This window comes from Cohnella sp. SGD-V74 (assembly GCF_003001675.1).
Taxonomy (GTDB): Bacteria; Bacillota; Bacilli; order Paenibacillales; family Paenibacillaceae; genus Cohnella.
The window spans coordinates 281091-303191 of the sequence record NZ_PVYW01000007.1 but is presented as its reverse complement, the minus strand read 5'-3'; the positions used below and the strand labels follow the sequence as shown (position 1 = coordinate 303191).

Annotated in this window: 16 protein-coding genes and 1 other annotated feature (1 of these 17 cut by a window edge); of the genes, 6 read left to right on the top strand and 10 right to left on the bottom strand. The window is 59.4% G+C overall.

Annotated features, from left to right (window positions below; all coding sequences use genetic code 11):
* Nucleotides 1–161 (top strand) — a binding site (T-box leader); it begins 73 nt to the left of the window's first position.
* Nucleotides 162–221: 60 nt separating this feature from the next.
* Nucleotides 222–1922, top strand: a complete 1701-nt coding sequence (gene argS / locus B0G52_RS13475) for an arginine--tRNA ligase (protein ID WP_094045029.1) — start codon at nt 222–224, stop codon at nt 1920–1922.
* A 503-nt stretch (nt 1923–2425) separates the two neighbouring features.
* On the opposite strand, the gene B0G52_RS13470 is transcribed toward argS, so the two are convergent.
* The 4 genes from B0G52_RS13470 to speE all read right to left on the bottom strand — a co-directional run bounded on the left by B0G52_RS13470 (nt 2426) and on the right by speE (nt 6988).
* Nucleotides 2426–2650, bottom strand: coding sequence for a hypothetical protein (locus B0G52_RS13470; protein WP_094045027.1), 225 nt, complete (start codon nt 2648–2650; stop codon nt 2426–2428).
* Between the two features lie 149 nt (nt 2651–2799).
* Nucleotides 2800–5025 (bottom strand): methyl-accepting chemotaxis protein, encoded by a 2226-nt coding sequence (locus tag B0G52_RS13465; protein ID WP_094045025.1) that lies wholly within the window; start codon nt 5023–5025, stop codon nt 2800–2802.
* 243 nt (nt 5026–5268) lie between these two features.
* The gene (gene speB / locus B0G52_RS13460) at nt 5269–6141 is read right to left on the bottom strand and encodes an agmatinase (protein WP_094045023.1); all 873 of its coding nucleotides are present in this window, start codon (nt 6139–6141) and stop codon (nt 5269–5271) included.
* A 19-nt stretch (nt 6142–6160) separates the two neighbouring features.
* Nucleotides 6161–6988, bottom strand: a complete 828-nt coding sequence (speE, locus tag B0G52_RS13455) for a polyamine aminopropyltransferase (protein ID WP_094045115.1) — start codon at nt 6986–6988, stop codon at nt 6161–6163.
* 246 nt (nt 6989–7234) lie between these two features.
* Here speE and B0G52_RS13450 point away from each other — a divergent pair, with 246 nt between their 5' ends.
* Nucleotides 7235–9295 carry a transglycosylase domain-containing protein gene (locus tag B0G52_RS13450; RefSeq protein ID WP_233162652.1) on the top strand — a complete coding sequence of 687 codons (2061 nt, stop codon included), beginning with the start codon at nt 7235–7237 and terminating at the stop codon, nt 9293–9295.
* Nucleotides 9296–9481: 186 nt separating this feature from the next.
* Here B0G52_RS13450 and B0G52_RS13445 read toward each other — a convergent pair whose 3' ends face one another.
* The gene (locus B0G52_RS13445; protein ID WP_094045019.1) at nt 9482–11803 is read right to left on the bottom strand and encodes a helix-turn-helix domain-containing protein; all 2322 of its coding nucleotides are present in this window, start codon (nt 11801–11803) and stop codon (nt 9482–9484) included.
* A gap of 266 nt (nt 11804–12069) precedes the next feature.
* Here B0G52_RS13445 and B0G52_RS13440 point away from each other — a divergent pair, with 266 nt between their 5' ends.
* From B0G52_RS13440 to B0G52_RS13425, 4 genes are all read left to right on the top strand, one after another.
* Complete coding sequence (locus tag B0G52_RS13440; protein ID WP_094045017.1) at nt 12070–13419, top strand: ABC transporter substrate-binding protein; 1350 nt, start codon at nt 12070–12072, stop codon at nt 13417–13419.
* A 158-nt stretch (nt 13420–13577) separates the two neighbouring features.
* On the top strand, nt 13578–14516 hold the full coding sequence (locus tag B0G52_RS13435) for a carbohydrate ABC transporter permease (RefSeq protein ID WP_094045015.1): 939 nt from the start codon (nt 13578–13580) through the stop codon (nt 14514–14516).
* Nucleotides 14513–15349, top strand: coding sequence for a carbohydrate ABC transporter permease (locus B0G52_RS13430; RefSeq protein ID WP_198960643.1), 837 nt, complete (start codon nt 14513–14515; stop codon nt 15347–15349). The genes B0G52_RS13435 and B0G52_RS13430 overlap by 4 nt, the downstream gene beginning before the upstream one ends.
* Nucleotides 15350–15361: 12 nt before the next feature.
* Nucleotides 15362–16849 (top strand): sulfatase family protein, encoded by a 1488-nt coding sequence (locus B0G52_RS13425; protein WP_094045013.1) that lies wholly within the window; start codon nt 15362–15364, stop codon nt 16847–16849.
* Here the strand turns inward: B0G52_RS13425 and B0G52_RS13420 are convergent.
* From B0G52_RS13420 to B0G52_RS13400, 5 genes are all read right to left on the bottom strand, one after another.
* Entirely contained in the window at nt 16846–18120 is a 1275-nt protein-coding gene (locus tag B0G52_RS13420) for a chitinase (protein WP_094045011.1), read from the bottom strand. The two genes, B0G52_RS13425 and B0G52_RS13420, sit on opposite strands and share 4 nt — an antisense overlap.
* 304 nt (nt 18121–18424) lie before the next feature.
* Nucleotides 18425–19960: an MDR family MFS transporter gene (locus B0G52_RS13415; protein WP_143762557.1), complete on the bottom strand. Its 1536-nt coding sequence runs from the start codon at nt 19958–19960 to the stop codon at nt 18425–18427.
* Nucleotides 19961–19969: 9 nt separating this feature from the next.
* The gene (locus B0G52_RS13410; protein WP_094045007.1) at nt 19970–21064 is read right to left on the bottom strand and encodes a TetR/AcrR family transcriptional regulator; all 1095 of its coding nucleotides are present in this window, start codon (nt 21062–21064) and stop codon (nt 19970–19972) included.
* Between the two features lie 16 nt (nt 21065–21080).
* Nucleotides 21081–21596, bottom strand: a complete 516-nt coding sequence (locus B0G52_RS13405; protein WP_094045005.1) for an NADPH-dependent FMN reductase — start codon at nt 21594–21596, stop codon at nt 21081–21083.
* On the bottom strand, nt 21593–22087 hold the full coding sequence (locus B0G52_RS13400; RefSeq protein WP_143762556.1) for a flavin reductase family protein: 495 nt from the start codon (nt 22085–22087) through the stop codon (nt 21593–21595). The genes B0G52_RS13405 and B0G52_RS13400 overlap by 4 nt, the downstream gene beginning before the upstream one ends.
* Nucleotides 22088–22101: the final 14 nt, after the last annotated feature.

The window sequence follows — 22101 nt, the reverse complement described above, 5'->3', positions numbered from 1 at the left end:
GGATTCGAAGGAAGCGCACTCGGGAGTCGATTTCCTGAACCGCGGTCCTTGCAGGCGGCAGTAGGGAAGTCCGGCGACGAGCCGTTACCTTTTAACGAAGCGGCTTCCCTGTGCGGGAATGCCAGAAGAGTGGTACCGCGGAATCGACCTCCGTCTCTTTACGAGACGGGGTTTTTTTGCGTATTCGCGCATCGATATATACGTACAAGGAGGAACCCGTCATGTTGTTGAAGCAAGCATCCTTCATTCTGTCTCCTTATTTGGAGCTGCCCCCGGAAGAGGTGCACCCGAAGCTGGAAATTCCGCCCGAACAGAAGCTGGGCGACGTCTCGCTCCCGTGCTTCGCGTTCGCCAAGGCGCTCAGGCAGCCGCCCGCCGCGATCGCGCAGCGGCTTGCGGACGTCATTAACGCCGATCGCTCCGACTTGCGGGCCGAGGTCGCGGGCGGCTATCTCAACCTCTTTTTCCATGGCGAGCACTGGAGAAGCGAGTTCGTGCAGCGGGCGCTGGGCGAACGCTACGGACGCTCCGATGCCGGGAAAGGCAAGCGGATCGTCATCGACATGTCTTCCCCGAACATCGCCAAGCCGTTCGGCATCGGCCACCTGCGCTCGACGATGATCGGCAACGCCCTGGTCCGCATGTATCGCGCCATGGGCTACGACGTATACAACGTTAATCATATCGGGGATTGGGGCACGCAGTTCGGCAAGCTTATCGTCGCGTATTTGAAGTGGGGAGATCGGCAGGCGCTGGAACAGGCCCCGATTCGGGAAAGCCTGCGGCTGTACGTGGAATTCCACCGTCAGGCGGAGCAGCGGCCGGAGTTGGAAGACGAGGCGAGAGAAGCGTTCGCCAAGCTGGAGCGCGGGGATGCCGCCATGCGCGAGCTGTGGCAGTATTTCGTAGACGAGAGCCTCAAGGAATTTCAACGCGTGTACGAGAGATTGGGCGTGGAGTTCGATTCGTATGCGGGCGAGAGCTTCTACAACGACAAGATCGATCCCGTCGTGCGCAAGCTCGAGGAGTTGGAGTTGCTGGAGGAGGACGCGGGCGCGAGAATCGTCAGGCTGGAGGAGGAAGGGCTGCCCCCTTGCCTTATCCTGAAAAAGGACGGCTCGACCATCTATGCGGTGCGCGATCTCGCGACCGCCCTCTACCGGAATGAGGAGCTGAAGGCAGACGAAATTCTCTACGTCGTCGGGGCTGAACAGAGCCTGCATTTTCAACAAGTATTCTCGGTGCTGCGCAAAATGGGGCACGGATGGGCGGCGAACTGCCGTCACGTCCCGTTCGGCTTGATTACGATCAACGGCAAAAAGATGTCGACGCGCAGAGGAAAGGTAGTCATGCTGGAGGAAGTGCTCGACGAGGCGGCGGAGCGCGCGCTGCGCATCATCGACGGGAAAAATCCCGATCTGGCGAACAAAGAAGCGGTCGCCGAAGCCGTCGGAGTGGGAGCGATCGTGTTCGGGGATTTGAAGCATCACCGCCAGTTGTCGGTCGATTTCAATCTGGAGGAGGCCGTCAGCTTCGAAGGCGAGACGGGACCCTATTTGCAGTACACCCACGCGCGGATACGGAGCCTGCTCAGGAGAGGGAAGTACGAGGAGCTGCGTTCCCGCTGCTCCGTCGACGGAACGCAGCTGTCCTCGGAGCCGGCGTGGGCGTGCATCAAGACGCTGTCCGGCTACGAGGCCGCGATTCGGGAAGCCATCCGCCAGAACGAGCCGTTCGTCGTCGCCAAGTATCTGCTCGCTCTGGCCAAGGACTTTAACCGTTTCTACAACTCAGGGAAAATCATATACGACGGCGCGGACGAAGCCGGGACGTTCTCCAAGCTGAGCTTGGCCGCAGCCGCCGCAGACGTTCTGCGCGACGGACTTAATCTGCTCGGAATCCAGGCTCCTTCCGAGATGTAGCGAAAAGGGTTGCCTCTAAGTCAAACAATGACTTAAGAGGCAACCCTTGCAAAAGCAGCTATTCGTGTTTGTCTTGCTATAAAACGATCCAATGGCAGGCCTTTCAATAGATTCTCATCCCTGAGCGCGCCTAACAGTACATCGTTGTCGCTGCTCTGTAAACCCGGGTATATTTACTAGTAGAGCGCCCCCGAAGTAACGTAACCAAGATGTCGAAGAATCTAGGCTGACTCAGTCTTGCTGAGTCGGGTTGGAGCATCGAATGGGACGTCAGCGTAGCTGCAACCGTGCTGAGTCGGGTTGGAGCGGCGAATGAGCTGGTAGAGTAGCTGCAACCGCGCAGAGTCGGGTTGGAGCATCGAATGGGGCGTCAGAGTAGCTGCAACCGTGCTGAGTCGGGTTGGAGAGTAAGATTGCATCGGCTTCGATCGCAATTGCATTTACTTCTGGAATGCTCTACTAGAACGTTGCTACCGGGATAGCAATATTTCGAATCGCTCCGGTCATACATTTTTGGCTATTTCCATAGCACGAGCCAAAAAATCCCCATTTTTCATTTTTCCATTAGCTCTTTTAGTGACAAGCTGTTCTTCAGGAGCGGTGAGGTGCAACCCTTCAATCGCAAGAGAGGCTTTGGTATTCAACAATGCTCGGAGTTTCTTCTCATGAGTGTATCTTTTCACAAGCAACACCCGCTTCTTGTTTCGATATTCAATATTTATATTCATCTAGCCTGTCCACCTTCCCGGTGAGGGATACTCTTATATAAATAATTATATCAAAAAAGACTTGAAAGGGGATGGCCTATTCTCCTGCCGACGAAATTCATCATAGCTCACTCATATTGGTAGCAGAAATCCCGTACCCCCTCCCCGTCCTACCGCCGTTTCGCCTCACGAAGGCGGAATTGTCCGACGAGCTGCTGCATGAAGCCCGTAATCGCTTCGACGTTGCCCGAAGTATGGCGCACGCTCACGATGTCCGCCTGCAGTTCCTGAATCTGCCCTTCCACCTCACGCGAAATGGCGCGGTTCTCGATGCTGACCCCTGCCACCTTCTCCATCAGGACGACGACTTCGTCGACGACCTGCGTTTTGCGCGAATCTTCCGCCTGAGCATTCCCGAGCGTCTCCGAAGCCGCAGCGACCAACTCGGTCCCTTCTTGCACGACCTTCGTCCCTTCGCGGATCGACGAATAGGCATCCTGCGCGTGCAGCGAGATTTTCTCCACAAATCCGTGCACTTCCTCGGTCGACTGACGCGTCAGATCCGCCAGCTTGCGAATTTCGCCGGCGACTACGGCGAAGCCGCGGCCGTGTTCGCCGACCCTCGCGGCCTCGATGGACGCGTTAAGCGCGAGCAGGTTCGTCTGGGCGGAGATTTCCTGGATGACGTTCAGAACCCCGCGAATTTCGTTGGCCGTGTCGGCGAACAACCGGATCGTCTCGTTCGTCTCCGCGACCCGCACGGAAATTTCCGACATTTTATCCCCGATCCGGCCGACTTCTCCTTGAGCGACCGCGATCTGCCCGGACGCCTTCTCCTCCAGCTCTCTCAGCGTCTTGCGCATCTCGTCGGTTACGTTCTTCGCCTCGTCGATGTCCTTGAGCTGACGCCTCAGGCTGCGGATCATGTCGTGAACCTTCCCGCTGACCCGCTCGGTCGAGGACGCCGTCGTCGCCGTGGACTCCTTGAGCAGCTGCTGGCTGACGGACACGTCCCCCGCCGCCAGGTGAACCTTGAGCATGATGCCTTCGAGCGAATCGATCATGTTGTTGATCCATTTCGCCAGCTCGCGGGATTCGTCGTTGTCGAATCCGTTCGTGTCCAGACGCTGCGTGAGATCTCCTTTCCCTTCGGCGTTAATGCGAATGAAGCGTCCGACCTGACGGATCGGATCGACGACTTTCTCCTCCGTGCGCCTGTGCGACGAATAGACGAAGACCAGGCCGAACAGCAGGTTAAAAACAATCGCGCTGAGCGCCGTCAGCAAAGGCGAAGCTTGTCCAGCGATCACGAGCAGCAGCGCGGCCGTCGCGGCCGCGAAGCCTCCGGCCAGCGCCAATTGCATGCGCAGCTGGCGGAAAGCGATGCCCCGGATGCGGTAAACCTCCTCCAAATCCCCTTCGCACATCATCCCCCAGTTGTCCGGGCAATGCGGCAGGCGGAAGGTGACGCCCTTGCCGATAACCGGAATGTGACGGTAGTCGGAGTAGCCGGGAAACTCCACGAACAGATTGCTTCCGTTGCGAATCGTATTGGCGACGCCGGGATGCAGCTCTCCGGTCGCCGGGTCCGTGAACCTCAGCTCCAGCTCCGTATGCTCCTTGACGGCAACGGTGCCCCAATCCGTCGTGACGCCGTCCTTCAGATTCTCCCCGTGCGTGAACGTCCGGTCCTCGAACCGGCTGCGCGACAGCGCCGTTCCGGGCGCGATGTGCCGGTTCAGAACGGGCTCCGCCATAAAAATATAGTTGTCCCCAGAATCCGGGTATACGTGCCCGGACTCTCTCTGGATCAAATCGCCGATAACGTCGTTGGGCACCCTCGCGCAGAGCGCGCCGGCCCAGACTCCGTCTTTAACGATGGGCAGCAGGAACATCAGCGTCATTTTATCGTGAAACGAGGACGATCTCGGACCGATCTCCAGCGTTGCCGGGTCCCCGTAAGGACCGAACAGGCACGGGCGGCCTCCGTTCTCCCGGGCGTACGTCCAGCCGGCCGCGAACGGCGAGCCGCTTCCGAAGTCCCGGCCGATATGAGCCGCGCAGGTCGAATGGGCGACAACTCCCCGGGTGTCGAGAACGAACAGCTCCGTTACGTCGGACGCCCTGGCGTAGACGGCTTCGAATAGTCCGCCCCAGCCTTCCGAACCTTGCTCTTCGTCCTTCCCCCTCCCGCCGGACGCCGGCTTGGCCGACACCATCTGCTCCCTCAGACGTTCCAGATGCAGCCACATGTCGTTCGTCCAGTCTTCGAGAATTTGCACGCGCGTATCCGCGATTCCTTCGAAGATGTCCTCGACGTCTTTCTTCAACTTCGCGTTTAACCGATAAGACCACCACAAAGGCAAACCTTGCTTCCAGCCGAGCCATCCGAACATAAGCTCCACCCCATGTCTAAAGTCTTATATCTATGGCAGCTATTGTAACATACGGAGACGCAGTTGGAAGCTATTATCTTCCATTTCACATCACATATGGAATAAAGGGTGACATTTTTTTGATTTTGGGCGAAAATCGTCTACTCTTGTATGGTTTGATGTGAGATTCCTCGTCACAAAACGCCAAAAAGCCCCCGGACACGCGCCGAAGCGGCGAACCGGAGGCTTAACTCGATCAGCTTCTTATTTTACGAAGCCGAGCAGCATTTCGCGAATCATTTTGGAGGCGACGATCGGCGTCATCTCCGTCGGATCGTAGATCGGAGCGACTTCGACAAGGTCGAAGCCGACGACGTTGACGCCGGAGCGCGCGATCGCATGGATTGCTTCCAGCAGCTCCTTGGACGTAATGCCGCCCGCTTCCGTCGTTCCCGTGCCGGGAGCGGCGGACGGATCGAGCACGTCGATGTCGATCGTAACGTAGACCGGGCGGCCGGCCAGAGAAGGAAGCTCCTTCTTCAGCGGCTCGGCCACCTCGAACGGATGGAAGTGGATGCCGGACTCCTGCGCGTACGTCCAATCTTCCTTGGAGCCGGAACGGATGCCGAACTGATAGATGTTGGACGGCCCCATCAGCTCCGCCGCTTTGCGAAGCGGCGTGGAGTGGGACAGCGGCTCGCCCTCGTAATCCTCGCGCAGGTCGGTATGCGCGTCGAAGTGCAGGATGGCGAGATCGGGGTATTTCTTGTACACCTCTTGAATGACCGGCCAGCTGACGAGATGCTCGCCTCCGAGTCCGACAGGGATTTTGCCGTCGGCCAGAACGCCCCGCACGTATTCCCCGATAATATCGAGGCTCTTCGCCGCGTTGCCGAACGGAAGCAGCAAATCGCCCGCGTCGAAGTACGCCAGATCATAGAGACTGCGGTCCAGATAAGGGCTGTATTCCTCCAGTCCGACGGAAGCTTCGCGGATGCGGCCGGGGCCGAAACGGGAGCCGGGGCGGAAGGAGACGGTATAATCCATCGGCATCCCGTAGATGACTGCTTGGGATGCCGCGTAATCGTCGGAGCTGCAGATGAACACATTACCGGAATAAGCTTGATTTAAGCGCATAGAGTGAACGATTCTCCTTTTACTTCGTCAGATCCTCGACGAACTTCGGAAGCGCGAACGCCGCCTTGTGCAGCCGAGGGGAGTAGTATTTGGTGTCGAGCTCGGGAAGCTTGCTCTCGTCGACCGACAGCGGGTCGTATTTCTTGCTGCCCAGCGTGAACGTCCACAAGCCGCTCGGGTAGGTCGGAATGTTCGCCGCGTACACGCGCACAATGTCGAACACTTCCTTGACGTCGCGGTTGACGCTGCGGATCAGCTCGGCCTTGAACCACGGGTTGTCGGTCTGCGCCACGAAAATGCCGTCATCCTTCAGCGCGTCGTGAATGCCTTGGTAGAAACCTTTCGTGAACAGGTTTACAGCAGGGCCGACCGGCTCCGTGGAATCGACCATGATGACGTCGTACGTATTTTTGTGGTCGTGGATGTGCATGAACCCGTCGTTGACGATCACTTCGACGCGAGGATCGTCCAGCTTGCCCGCGATGGAAGGCAAGTACCGCTTGGAATACTCGATGACTTTGCCGTCGATGTCGACGAGCACCGCCTTCTTCACTTCGGGATGCTTCAGCACTTCGCGGATGACGCCGCCGTCTCCGCCGCCGACCACAAGAACGTTCTCCGGGTTCGGATGCGTGAACAGCGCCGGGTGCGCCACCATCTCATGGTAGACGAACTCGTCCCGCTCCGTCGTCATGACCATGCCGTCGAGCACGAGCATATTGCCGTATTCCTCCGTCTCGATCATGGCGAGCTCTTGGAAATCCGTCTGTTCGTGGACCATCGTTCGTTTGATCTTCATCGTGATGCCGAAGTTCTCGGTTTGCTTCTCCGTATACCACAGTTCCATGGAGGACATGCGCCACCCCTACTTTCTCGGTGCTGAAAACCGGACTTTGTGAACCCGAACTTAATTGTATCAAACTAGATGTATTATATAAAATCGACGCCAAAAAGCAACAACTCGAAGCGGAATTTAACGCGCGGTTTACGATTGCCCGTCCGGCCGGAAGCCCGGCTCCGGGAATAGCCTCCCCCTTCCTTCTCCATACTACATAGGTAACGATTTCCTATGCGTCGCGAAGGGGGCCTCATCATGGATCGCAAGACCGGCAAGGACGCGAAGACCGCGCCCGCCGTCTCCAAATGGAGCAAGCTGCGCCGGCGGATTGGCTGGATGACGCTGCTGAGCCTGATCGCTCTGGCCTCGGCGGGATTTGTGCTGCTCAGATATGCGCCGCTGCCGGCGGGGGCAACGATGCAGTCGACCCGCATCGTCGACGCGAACGGGCAGACGATCGCCAGCTTGAAGGGCGGCGTCAACCGGCCGACGGCGAAGCTCGCCGATATTTCCCCCTGGCTCGTCAAAGCCACGCTGGCCGTCGAGGACCGCCGCTTCTACGAGCACGCCGGAGTCGATTGGCGCGGTCTGGCGCGGGCGGCCTGGGTCGACCTGCGCCATATGTCCAAGGAGCAGGGCGCGAGCACGCTCACCCAGCAGCTCGCCCGCAATCTGTATCTGTCGCACGAGAGGACGTGGACCCGCAAGCTGAAGGAGGCCTGGTACGCGGCCCGGCTGGAGCAGGCGTTCTCCAAAGAGGAGATCCTGGAGCTGTACCTGAACCAGATCTACTACGGCCATGGCGCTTACGGCGCGGAGGCGGCTTCCAAGCTCTACTTCAATAAGCCTGCCAAGGAACTGACCATCGCCGAGAGCGCCTTGCTCGCCGGCATCCCCAAGGGGCCGCGCTACTATTCCCCGCATCTGAATCCGAGAAGCTCCCGCGCGCGTCAGCGCAAGGTGCTCCAATCGATGCTGGAAACCGGCCAGATCACGAAGCTGCAGGCGGAACGCGCCACCCGCGAGAGCGTCGCCGTCCGCGCCCTGCCCGAAGAAGAGGAACGGGCCGCCCCTTATTTCGCGGAATATGTCAAGAAGGTGGCCGTCGAACGTCTCGGCATCGACGAGAGGCTGATGAACGAAGGAGGGCTGACGATCCGGACGACGCTCGATCTGCGCGTGCAGCAGATGGCCGAGGCCGCCGTCAAGAAGGGACTGAAGGGGGCCGGCGAGGAGCTGCAGACGGCGCTGATCGCCGTCGATCCCCGCAACGGTTACATTAAAGCGATGGTCGGAGGACGCAACTTCCGCGCCAACCAGTACAACCGGGTGTTCGCGAGCACGAGGCAGCCCGGCTCCTCGTTCAAGCCGATCGTGTACGCGGCGGCGCTGGAGAGCCGGGCGATTACGGCCGCGACGCGATTCCGCAGCGAGCCTACGCTGTTCTACTTCGATCACGATCGGCAGATTTATCGTCCGAACAACTACAACGGACGTTATTTCCACGGCGACATCGGGCTGCGCCAGGCGATCGCGGCCTCCGACAACATCTACGCCGTTCATACGATCATGCAGACCGGTCCGGAGAACGTCATCGCGATGGCGCGCAAGCTGGGCATCACCGCCCCGCTCAAAGCCGTCCCTTCGCTCGCCCTCGGCACGTTCCCCGTCAGTCCGTTCGAGATGGCGTACGCCTTCTCCGCCTTCGCCAACGGGGGAGCCCGAGCCGAGCCGGTCGCGATAACGCTCGTCCAAGACCGCCGCGGCAAAATTTTGTACGAAAGCCATCCGCGGCAGGAGCAGGCGGTCGAACCCGCCCTCGCCTACGTGACGACGAATCTGCTGAAGAGTGTGTTCGAGAGAGGCGGCACCGCGCGGAGGGTGTCGAAGATGCTGAACCGCCCCGTCGCGGGCAAGTCGGGCACGACCGATTCCGACGCCTGGTTCGTCGGCTATACGCCGGAGCTGGCGACCGCCGTATGGGTGGGATACGATCGGGGACGGCCGATTACATCGGGCGAAGCGCATCGCGCCGCCCCGATCTTCGCCCAGTTTACCGAGGCGGCGCTGGCAGGCTCTCCTCCGAAAGGTTTTCCGGTGCCGGAAGGCGTCGTTCATGCCTACATCGATCCAACCACCGGCCTGCTCGCCTCCCCGGCCTGTCCGGGAGAAGGCGCGATCGAGGTGTTCCTGCAAGGCACCGAGCCCGCCCGCTCATGCGGTCCGCTCGGACCGGTCGTCGATTCGGACGCGCGTCGCCCCGAGCAGCCCAGCCGGCCTTGGTGGAAGAAGCTGCGCAAATGGTGGCATTCCTGAAGCGATGGGATAACTCCGCACCGATACAACGTAACTGAGCCGAGGGGATAACCCCGTACCGATACAGCGCCCCTGAACCGACGGGATAGCCGTACCGGTACAGCCTAACCGAGTCGGCGGGATAGCCGTACCCTTGCAGCAGCGCGCCCGAACCGGCGGCGCTCCCGAGCCGGCGCATCCCCAGCCTTACTCCTCCTCCGGCTTGGAGGCCTGGCCTTGCAGCTTGCGGAATTCGCCTGGCGTCACGCCCTCGTATTTGCGGAAAAAACGGATAAAGCTGTTCGCGTTGTTATAGCCGATCTGCTGAGCGATCTCGCTCAGGTTCAGCGACGTCTCGCGCAGCAGCGTCTTGCTGCGGGCAAGGCGGACGAGCGTCAGATGCTCGAGCACCGTCTTGCCCGTGGACTGCTTGAAGAGACGGCTGAGATACGCCGGATTAAGCTGCACGGCGTCGGCGATCTGCTCCACGGAGATGTCCTCGCGGTAATGCTCCGCGATATACGCGACGGCGGCGTCTGCCTTCGAGGGGCTGCGAAGGTGGTCCCTCAGCTGGACGATGACGTTCAGGAACACCTCTTCCAGCCAGAGATGAATGCTCTCGATCGTCTCATGCTTGGCCAGCTCCCGGTAGACGTTGCCTTCTCCGAATACGTTCTCCCACGCCAGGCCCGCGTCTACGGCCAGATCGATCGCCTCGTCGATCAGACGGTGATAGACCCGGTAGACGTTCTCGTGCGACAAGCCGGGCTTGCCCTTGAGCTCCGCCTTCAACTGCTCCAGGCAAGCCCTCGTCTGCTGTTCGTTGCCGGCCCGGATATTGTTCATAAGAGCCTTCTCCAACTGGACGGGATAGAAGTATTGGAACGCCTGCGCATGCTCCTCGCTCTCGTGGAACAACGCCTTGCGGTCGTCCGTCAGCAGCTTCCGGCGAATGACGTCTGACGCCTGCTGGAACGACATGTGCGCGTCCGCCAGCGCGTCGACGGGCTGTCCGAACCCGATCGTCGCCGACAAGTTCAAATACGAGCGGACGGCCTGAATGATCTCCCCCGCCATCTCCGCCAGTCGGACGCGGTCGAATTCCGCCGCCGACTCGATATTGGCGAGCACCGCGATCTGGTTGTCGGCGATCTCCGTGCCCAGGCATACGTAGCGGCTGGAGACGATCTCCTGCACGATGTTATGCGTCGCATAGCGAAGCAGGTTCAGATCGCTCGCGCTGTAACGCTCCCTGAGCGCCGCGTATCCGTCGAGCTCGACGATCATGACGACGAAGCCCTGCGGCGTGATCGGCAGCCTCATGTCGTCCACTCTCTGCTCGAGATCACCGCTCGCGCGATTGTAGAACAATTGATAGAGGAAGCGGTCGACCATCGCGGAATGGCCGATCTCGTAAGCCGCTTCCAGCTCCTTGTGCCGATGGATGAGCTGGTCCACCATGCCCGAGACGTCGACGAGCGAGCCCGGCTTGTCCGACGAGGCGGGGAGGGCGAACTCCTTCTGGACGCGCTCGGCTTTCTCGAACAGCCGTTTGATCGGATTGTACATCGTCCGCGACAGGAAGAAGGAGATGACCGATCCGAGCGCCACGAGCACGAAGCCCGTCAACATGATAACCCTGCGGATATAGCCCAGCCTTTCCTCCAAGTAGTCGAGCGAATCGACCGAGACGATCGTCCATCCGTTGCGCAGCGGATCTCCGATGGAGATCAGCGCCTCCTGCCCGCCGAATTTCCCGACCCGATTCCCTCTCTCTTCTCCCGCGATCAGCGAGGCCGCCTGCTCCGCCATCCTCTCGTCTTCCTCCCCCGCAAGCCGGGGATACGCCGACAGAACGGCTCCCGAAGGGTCGGCCAGATAAAGACGGTTGTCGCGATCGGCCCCCGCCATTTTCAACAGCTCGTAAAACCGGTCCTCGAAAATATGAATCGCCACGTATCCCGTATTGCTTGGAAAGGCGACCGGGAACTTGCGGACGAGCGTCATAATACGCTGCGTGTTGCCGTCCTGATCGACGAACGAACGGGTCGGAAGCCACAGCTGCTCCTTGCCGCTGACCGAGAAATCGCGAATCCAGCCGTCGTTGACCTGGTTCGCGTAATGCCGGTTCGGAGCGTCCGAGGACAGAATGAGATTGTTTTTGCGAAAATAAATTTGCACCGCCTGCACGTATCCGTTCTCCGCGGCAAGCGTGGAGATCCGATCCCGGATTTCGTTGACCAAATACGCGTCTTCCACGTTCGTGGAGGACGTATAGATTTTGCCGTCCAGGCCGAGCTGCACCGACAGCGTCGTCACGTCCAGCAGCAAGCGGTCGGCGGACAGGCCGGTCTGCTTCATCGCGTTGGACGTGCCTTGGCGAATCTCGTCCAGAATGGTAGAATACATCAGTTTATAGGAAGAGAGGCTAAGCAAAATAACGGGCAGCAAGATTACAAGAAAAAAGGAAAGAAAGTACAGGACGAACTGTCTGTTCGGTTTGCGCGGAATCCAGCGCTTGGCGGTCATCTTGCTTCCTCGTTTCCTCGTAGTTTCGTCGTCTTAAGCGCACCTTCGATTATGGCACAGCCGAATCGGGATTGGGAACTCCCAATCCCCTCCATTCCGGGCCCGATATCAGGAATTGAGCATCGATGTCATAAAGTCGATACGCCCGATTGTGCCGATTCGGACGACGAACGTCAGGAATGCGCGATTTACCGCGGTTCCCGGCCGTTCTATGATAAATCCAGCAAGCCCAACTATTCAGATATCGAATTGGAGGTCACACAGAAATGGTTAGAAAAACGACGCTGGCCCTGGCCGCGGTCATGGCACTCGGAACGCTCGCGGCGTGCAGCTCGGACAAAGAAAATACCCCTGCCGCTCCGTCCTCCTCGTCTCCTGCCGCGTCTTCGTCTTCGGACGCATCGAACGCGCCGGACGCCGGAGAACCGATCACGCTGCAATTCGCTTCCTGGAGCATCAGCGAAGAAGCGACCAAAGGCGCCCTGGAGCAAATGGCGCAGAAGTTCACGGAGCTTCATCCGAACGTCAAGATCGAATACATCGGCATTCCGTTCGGAGACATCAAGCAGCAGACGTTCGTCATGGCATCCTCGGGCAACACGCCGGACATCATGCAGACTTTTACGGCTACGTTCCCGACTTACGCGGCTTCGGACATCATCGTTCCTCTGGACGATCTCGTAGGCAAGGAATTCATCGACGATCTGTTCCCGAGCTATAAGGAAGATTACAGCTATAACGGCAAGCTGATGGGCGTTCCTTGGGCGCCGTCCCCTTACATCCTTTATTGGAACAAAGAGTTGTTCCAGAAGGCGGGACTGCCCGACCGCGCTCCGGAAACGTACGATGAAATGCTGCAATTCGCGGAGGAGCTCTCCAAGCTCAAGACGGACAGCGGAGAGCAAATCTACGGGCTCGGAGAAGCGACGGAGAAGCTGCCGATCAACGGCATGATCGCTCTGCGCAACATCTACAGCTTTAACGGCTCCCTCTTCGGAGAAGACGGCCAAGTCAACGTGAATACGCCGGAAGTAATCGAGACGCTGACATACTACCAGACGCTGGTGAAAAACAACCTGTCTCCGCAAGGAGCCAAGCTGAAGGATCTGCGCAACCTGTTCAGCATCGGACGGCTCGGCATGTATTCGGACGGGTATTACGGACGGAAGGTGTTCCAGAACCTGAGCGGACAAGGCGAAGCGTTCGACGAGAAATGGGGCGCGGCGATGATTCCGGTCAACAAGACGGGCGACAACGTCTCCATCGGCGAAGCGCACGGCCTGGTCATCAGCAAGGATTCGAAGCATCCGGAAATGGCCGCGGAGTTCATCAAGTTCCTGACCGACGAAGAGATGATCTCGCTGTACCACCAGAACAGCGACGTCATGAGCGCGCGCAAGTCGATCAGCATTTTGCCGGAGTTCAACTCCACCGACTTCGATAAGACGCTTGTCGATCAGATGACGAAGATCAAGCCGCTCCCGGCCAACAATCCCGGACTCGAGCAAGCTTACCTGGAAATCGCCGAGGCGGTGCAGAAGGTCGCCGTCGCCAACGAGAGCCCGGAGAAGGTCGCGGCCGAGCTCGACGCCAAGCTGAAGCAAATCATGAAGTAATCCGGCTTGCGCCGGACCATCCCTTGCACCCGTATGGGGCTGCCCGATAAGCACCCGAAGCCCGCCTTCGGCGGACCCGCTTCGCTTGCGATGCAGCCCCATGCTTGTTTCGTCATGCCCGCGTCCGGCAATCAAACCGTCACAAGGAAGTGAATTCCGTGCATAAACCCGTTCAATTGGAGCGAAGAGGCGTCCGCCTGAGCGAGAAGGCCAAAGATGCGATTTTCCTGGCCGTCATCATCTGTCCCGCCTTTATTTTGCTGCTGTCCACGATCGGCATCCCGATCGTCAAGTCGCTCTATATGAGCTTCTTCCAGGTGTCTCTGCTGAGCATGAAGAGTCAAGTCTGGAATTCGTTCGACAACTATAAGCAGCTGTTCGCCGACGGCGACTTCGTCCATTCCATCGGAGTGACGTTCCGCTACGTGTTCTCTGTCGTCGCCATCCAGTTCGTTCTCGGCATGGCTCTGGCGCTTATTCTGAATGGGAAAATTCCGTTCCGGAGAGCGCTCCGGACCGTTATTCTGATTCCTTGGGTCGTCCCGACCATCATCGGGGCGCTGCTGTGGATGTGGCTGTTCCAGCCGCAGTACGGCGTTCTGAACTATATTTTGCAGTCGCTTCACCTGATCGACCAGCCCCTCCAATGGTTGTCCGACATGCAGCTGGCGCTGTGGGCGGTCATGCTCGCCGCGCTGTGGAAGCAGCTTCCGTTCATGGTGACGATGCTGCTGGCCGGCATGCAGGGCATTCCCGGCGACATGTATGAGGCCGCGACGATCGACGGAGCCTCCAAGCGCCAGCAATTTCTCTACATTACGCTGCCGATGCTGAAGGACACGATCAAGACCGTCACGCTGATCGCCTGCATCGAGAACTTCAAGATGTTCCCGCTGTTCTGGATTATGACGAGCGGCGGACCGGTCGACGCGACGACGACGCTCGCCATTTTCAGCTACAAGACGGCCTTCATCGATCTGGATCTGGGCAAAGGGGCGGCGATCGGCGCGCTGTGGCTGATCATCATGCTGCTGTTCTCCTGGGGATATAACAGGCTGTTCGCCATCGGGGAAGGCAAAGGAGGCTCGGCGCATTGAGACAACGACGAATTTTCGGAGCCGCGCTGCCCTTGCTGGGCGCGGCCGCGTTCCTGCTGTTTCTCGTATTCCCGCTCTACTGGATGCTGCTCACTTCGTTCAAGGGCAACTCGGCGCTGTTCCGCATTCCGCCGGAGTGGTTTCCGTCCGAGCCGGTGCTCTCGCACTATAAGAAGCTGTTCGCGGACAACGTGTTCACGACTTACTACCGCAACAGCCTTCTCGTCGGCTTCGGCTCGACGGCCATTACGCTGATCGCCGCGATGTTCGCGGGCTACGGCTTCTCCCGCTTCGAATTCCGCTTCAAATCGCTGGCGATGTTCTCGATTCTCTCGACCCAGATGCTGCCCGTCGTGTCGCTGCTGATCGCGCTCTATACGATCTACAACGGCTACGGCCTGCTGAATACGAGAACGGGACTCGTCATCGCCTTGACGACGGCCAGCCTGCCGTTCTCGATCTGGATGATCAAAGTGTTCTTCGACAACATTCCGGTCGCGCTCGAAGAGTCCGCGAAGATCGACGGGGCCAGCCGCTTCGGTATCCTGTTCCGGATCGTCATGCCGCTGACCAAGCCGGGCATTTTCTCCATCGGCATCTATTCGTTCATTCTGTCGTGGGACGACTTCCTGTACTCGCTCACGCTGATCAACAAGGACGAGCTGCGCACGCTGAACGCCGGCATCTCCATCCGCTATATCGGGGAGCTGTCGTACGACTGGGCCAGCATCATGACCGTGTGCGTCACGTCGATCGTACCAATCTCGCTGCTGTTCCTCTTTTTCCAGAAATACATGGTTTCCGGCTTGACCGCCGGCGCCGTCAAAGGGTAGGTGCGCAGGCCGATGGCCAAAAATATTCTGTTCCTCTTCACGGACCAACAACGCGCGGACACGCTCGGCTGCTACGGCAATTCGGTGTGCAGAACGCCCAACATCGACAGGCTGGCCTCGGAAGGCGTACTCTTCGAGCGCGCTTATACGCCGACTTCGATCTGTACGCCCGCCCGCGCTTCCGTCGTCACGGGGCTTAAGCCCAGCAAACACGGCCTGATCGCCAACTATGAGCGCAACGTCTGCTATCCGGTGGAGATGGACCCGTCGCACGTTCCGTTCTCCCGCGAGCTTCGGGAAGCCGGCTACGAGGTCGGCCATGTCGGCAAGTGGCATGTCGGGAAAGACCGGCCTCCGGAGGAATTCGGGTTCGACGGGGAGCATTACCCCGGATGGGGCGAGACCGTCCATCACCCCGCTTACGTCCGCTACCTGGAGGAGCGCGGCTATCCGCCTTTCCGGGTCGAGGACGTCATTCAGGGAACGTTCGACAACGGCAAACCCGGCAATATGATGGGCGGCTTGCTGAAGCAACCGGTTGAGGCGACGTTCTCCTACTTTCTGGCGGAGGAAGCGATAGGCAAGCTTAGGCGTTATGGGAAAAGGTATCTCGAGGAAGGGAAACCGTTCTACTTGGGGCTGCATTTCTTCGGGCCGCACATGCCGTATTTCCTTCCGGAAGAGTATGCGAACCTGTACGACCCGGACGACGTCGAGCTGCCGCCGAGCTTCGGGGAGACGTTCGAGGGCAAGCCCCGGGTGCAATATAACTATTACCGGCACTGGTGCTATTCGTCGTATACGGAGCGGCAGGTCAAAAAGCTGATCGCGATGTACTGGGGCTTCACGACGCTGATCGACGAGCAGATCGGAAGGGTGATGGAAGCTTTGCGGGAGCTGGGGCTGGCAGACGACACGATGATCGCGTTCACGACCGACCACGGCAGCTTCGAAGGACACCACAAGCTGTACGACAAAGGTCCGGCGATGTACGAGGATACGTACCGCGTCCCTCTGATCGCGAAGTATCCCGGAGCGCCGGGCGGCGGCAAAAGAGAGAGCCGTCTCGTCTCCTTGCTCGACTTGACGGCGACGTTCGTGGACGAGGCGACGGGAGAGGTGCCGGAGCGGTACGACGGACAGAGCCTGCTGCCGCTGCTGAAGGGGAAGCCGGGCTGGCGCGAAAGAGAGGAAATGTTCGCCGAGTTCCACGGGCATCATTTCCCGTATCCGCAGCGAATGATCCGCACCGAGCGCTACAAGCTCGTCGTCAACCCGCCCGACGTCAACGAGTTCTACGATCTGGAAGCCGACCCTTGGGAGATGCGCAACCTGATTGACGAGCCGTCCCTGCAAGAGACGATCGCGGATCATTACGGGCGGCTGTTCGCTTACTTGAAGGAGAACGGAGACAACTTCTACCACTGGATGTTCACGATGTACCCGGTCGGCGAGGACATCGTGAACGAGTCGGCCAAGCCTTATACGAAGCAGACTTAGAACGGGCTCATGCCCAGCGTGTTCACTTTCTCCCCTTCGATCGAAACTCCCATATAACCGGTAATTCCCCGGTAAAAACCGACGCGGCGGGCGATGCGCCCGTCGGTTTCGTCCAGATTGCGCTCCAGATTGCCGTTAATGATCATAATGGTAATGCCGAACCCCGGCGGCGTTAACCCTTTGGCAACGTCCGATTCCGATGGCGTCCAGTTGCCGACCATCACGTCGTGAGCGGAAGGCTTCGGAGGCTGCGGGGTCATCCAGAACAGGATGGCCGTCATGAAGCCCAGCTTGCCGTCCTGGACGATAAGCTCGGGCTTCTGCAGCAGCTTATCCTTGTCCCCGTATATAATTCCGCTGATCAAACCGTAATTGGCGTTCCAGCTCAACTGGATCGGTCCGCGTCCATGGTAGGATTTGCCCGCCACCGGCGGAAAATCGTCGTGAGGTTCGGAATAATGAACGCCGGAGGTGTTGATGTAGGAGATTTCTTCGTTCCAGAACAACCCCCACGCACTCCTCGGCTCATTAGGGGACGGCGGCACATTTTCGCCCGTTTCGTGCGCGATATTGGCCAGGAAAGCCGCCAGCTCGTGCTTGCGCTGCAGCTCGGACCCTTCCTGAAGGAAGGCGCCGAAATCGACCGATTGCGAAACGATCGGAACCGTCCTGTTGGAGGGAGCGTCAAACTCGGCGACTTGGTAGACAAGCGTCTCCGTCCGGGTCTCTTTGTCCAACCGAAATACGCGTCTGTTCCGGACGTCGCCCTGCCTGTATTCGACCTTGTATTTGATATTGGCGACATCCGCAATGGCGGCCAACAAGTTGTTGTACGAATAGTAATCGGTTTGATCTATGCGGTAAAAGGGCAGATCGGCGGAAACCCTGTGCCATTCCGCCGATCCGATCCGGCAGGGAAATATTTGCTCGTATGCCTCTTGCGGCAGTGCGGTTTGAACGGCGGCAACGGCTTGATCGGGCGAATACCGCGGATCTATTCCGCCCCACAAGGATGTCACCTCGGAATCGGTAAGAACGCGGCTCTGGCCGACGACGGAAACCTCGGGAACTTCGGAGTTCACTTCATGTTTCATCTCGTTTTTCCTCTCGTTTTTTTGTTCGGACGCGGCCGTCGAAGGGGATAGCGGGTTCGTTCGGGCGGAAGGGGCATCCCGATTCGATTCCAGATAGGCAAACAGCAATAGCGCGGACAGAGCAAAGGCTCCGATTGCAAACGCCCTTCCGCTCGTCATCTTCATTGTCACGCTCATCCTTCCGCTCCCAAAGTACGTACACCCGTAATTTCAATTGTAAAGAGCGTCAACCGGGTTTTCTATATGAGTAAATAACGATTTAAATATACAAATCCCCTTAGATTGGTCTTTTTTCGGAGGTTTTGCGATTGGGGCGGGCCTCTTCGAGGGCGCAAGGCACTTTCTTGGCCTCCGACTCACGCGCGCCCTGCCGAGCCGGGCCTTTGCCGCCGCCCATCGGTCTCGTCGCCGTCCCCAGCACATCCCTCCATGCCAAAAAAACCTCCGATCCCGCAAAGGGAACGGAGGTTCATTCCAAGGTTTACGCCTTGGCGGCGGAACGCAGATCGGCTTCGGAGTCGATGCGGAAGCGAGCGCCGCCCGAGCAGGCCGCCGCGACGATGCCGAGGACGGCGGCCAGCGCCAGGAACCAGAAGCCGAGCTGCACCGACTCGCCGAGCGCTTGCCGCAGCAGCGCCGCGGTCGGCTCGGGCAGCGAGGAATCGGCGGCCAGCAGCTGCTGCGGATTCGCGAAATCCGGCGAAGCCGCCCCGAGCTCGGCCGCATGGCGCCGAACGGCCGTCGACAGGCTGCCGTTCACAATCGCGGCCAGCACCGCCGAGCCGAACACTCCGCCGACCGAACGGCTGAAGCCGACCGTCGACGTCGCCACGCCCTTGAAGCGATCTTCCGCCCCGTAGGTAACCGCCATCTGGGCCAGCGGCATCAGAATGCCGATTCCGATCCCGACGACGAGCATAACCAGAGCGATCTTCCACATTTGCGCGTCAAGCGGCATGTACGCCATTCCGAGCATGCCGGCGCCCGCCAGCGACATCGATGCGATCATCCCCGCGCGGTACGTCCACCTTTTCATCAGGACATTGCTCATCGTCGCCCCGAGCATCATTGAGAACATCATCGGAGTGAGCGTGTTGCCCGCATCCCCTACGTCGCCGCCCATGCTGCCCTGCACGAACAGCGGAATGAACAGCAGCGCTCCGTACAGAATGACGCCCTGCAGGAACGTCGCCGCCAACGTTCCGGATATCGACCGGACGCGAAACAGCTGCAGCGGCAAAATCGGTTCGCGCACGCGTCTCTCGACCGCCACGAACAGGGCAAGTCCCGCCGCGCCGACCAACAGCAGCCCGATGACCGGCGCGGACAGCCATGCGTACTGCTCCCCGCCCAGCTTCAGCGCCAGCAGGATCGACAGCGTCGTGATCGCCAGCAGCGCGGCCCCCTTCGCGTCGACGGACGGGCGAGCCTTCGAAGCCGACTTCTCCTTCAATGTCCGGTTCAAGACGATAAACACGTACAGTCCGATCGGCAGATTAATGTAGAAGTTCCAGCGCCAATCCAGGTTCTGCGTAATGACCGCCCCGAGCGAAGGGCCAACGATGGAGGACAGGGCGAACACGCTCATATAGAACGTCTGGTACTTGCCCGCCTTCTCCTTCGGCATGATCGTAAACACGAGCGTGAACGTGATCGGAATCACGAAGCCCGCTCCCAGCCCCTGAATGCCCCGGTAGACGATCAGCTCGGCCATACTTCCGGCAAACCCGCACAGAGCCGATCCGAGCAGAAACACCGCCAGACCGAACATATAGAAGCCTTTTCTCCCGAAAATATCCGACAGCTTGCCCGCAATCGGCATGACGACCGTCGAGCACAGCATGTAAATGGTAAACACCCAGGACATATGCTCCAGGCCGTTCAATTCGGACACGATGGTCGGCAGCGCGGTGGAGACGATCGTCTGATCCACCTGCGTCAGGAAAATGCTGACGAGAAGCGCCGACATGAGCCAATTCAGCCTGGATGCCGAGCCTTTCGCCGTATCCGAATTCACCTCGACCACCTAGTTTCTTGCAAGTTTAGCGCAGCGCTCCGCGTACTCCCGGCCGCTCTGGCCGGATACGCGGGACACCGCGAATGCGCCGAGACGATTAAACGCCTCTTCCAGCGTCCGCTGCAGTTGGTCGCCGGCCTGTCTCTCCCGGGCCGCCGTCCATACGGCGACGAAGCGATCGGCGATCGCCCCCGGCTCCGCTTCCGAACGGGCCAACAGCTCGTGCACCGGCGCGGGCACTTCTCCGAAAGCCGTCGCCGCCAGTACAACGACGAGGCAGGGATCTTCTTCGCCCATCGCTTGGAACAACTCCCCCGCGCTATCGACGACGCTGAGCTCCATCCCGTGCAGAAGACGCAGCGCGTTCAGCAGCTCCTCGACGTCCGCGGTATCGTAAGCCCGCACTTCCTTCGGCAGCAGCACGCACGCGCTTCGGGAGACGGCCGCGCCGCCTTCCGCCTTGCCCTGCCCTTCGTCCCGCGGGAGCACACCGTACAGCGTCGTCCGGATAATCTGGTCGGCCAGCAACTCTTTCATTTCTTCATAGGAGCCTTGCAATTGCATCTCTTCCCGCAAGTTGTCCTCGCTGCGATAGTAGAACTGATTCATCATTCCCCAGATCAACTGCAGCAGCACGCGTTCGTGAATCTGTCCCTGGATGAGCCCCCCTTGCTTCCACCCGGCGATAATCCGCATCTTCTCTTCGGTATCCCCGGTCCACTTGGCCGAAGCGTACTTCTGGAACAGATCTCCGCCCTCCAGCGACTCGCGATGGTAGAGCATGTGCAGATTGGGGAGCTTGCACTTCAGTTCGAAGTGCTCCCGGATATATTTGCGCAGCAGCGCCTGAGGCTCCTCGTCCTCCAAAAGAATTTCGTTGACGTGGAGCTCCCACTGCTCGAATAGACGAGTTACGACGTCCATGTACAGCTTCTCTTTGGATTCGAAGTAATAGTGGATGAGCGCCTGATTAACTCCGGCCTTCGCCGCGATATCGTTCATGCGGCACCCCGCGAACCCGATCCGCGCGAAAATATCCTCCGCCGCGTTCAATATTCGCGTCTGCACCGTAGACTTCGCTTCATCCAACGTTTGCGTGACCAATTCGCTTCGTCTCCTCTCATGCCCCCTTGCCGAACACGACGCCGCGCAGCGCCGCGGACGACGTCTCGTACCAGCCGCTCACCGTCTCCGGCAGCCGGTCGATCTGGGAGTCTATTACGTACAGCCCGCGCGTCGGGCAGACGGCGCCGACCTCGACCAGCAGCGGCCGCAAGTACGCCTCCACGGCCAGGCTGTGCTGCGGGGCCGCCCCAACCATGACGGGGATTGCCGCCACGCCGGACAATGCCTCCATTGGAAGCTGATCGACGAACAGCTTCAGCAGTCCCGTATAGGTGGCTTTGTAGGTTGGGCTGACAAACACGGCAATATCCGACTCGCATACGCGCTGCACGATCCGCCCCGCTCCCGGATTGCCCCATTCCAGCAGTGCGGAAGCGTAATCCGCCAGATCGACGAGCTCGACGTCGGCCTCTCCATCCAGCCGTGCGACCAGTTGGCGAACGATCTCTTCGGCGACGCCGAACGACTTCGAGCGGCTTCTAGGATTGCCTACGATTGCGGTAATCTTCATGAAGCCTCCGCCTCTTCCGCCAGCCGGCCGTATTTCCCTCCGAAGAAGAGCAGCGGGCCGGCCCCCGACGACGGAACGACGAGCTTCAGCCCGTCCCCGAGCAGGATCTGGTGGTCGCCGCCTTCCACCGCTTTGCGCAAGCCGCATTCGACGTATGCCAGACAGCCTTCCAGCACAGGCACGCCCGTCTCTCCGGCGAAGTAAGGGAAACCCTCGAACTTATCGGCTTCTCCTTTGCGGGCGAAAGCCCGGGAGACGGCCTCCTGCTCCTCCGACAGAAAATGAACGCAAAACTTCCTCGATTCCAAAATATGCGTCAGCGTCGAGCTTTTGTTGTCGAGACAGACGAGCAGCATCGGCGGCTCGAGCGACAGCGAGGTAAACGCGTTAACCGTCATCCCTTGCGGCTTGCCGTCCGCGTCCGTCGTCGTCACGACCGTAATTCCCGTCGCGAATTTGCCCATCGCGTTTCTCCAGGCTATTGAATCCAATTTTAGTCCCTCCC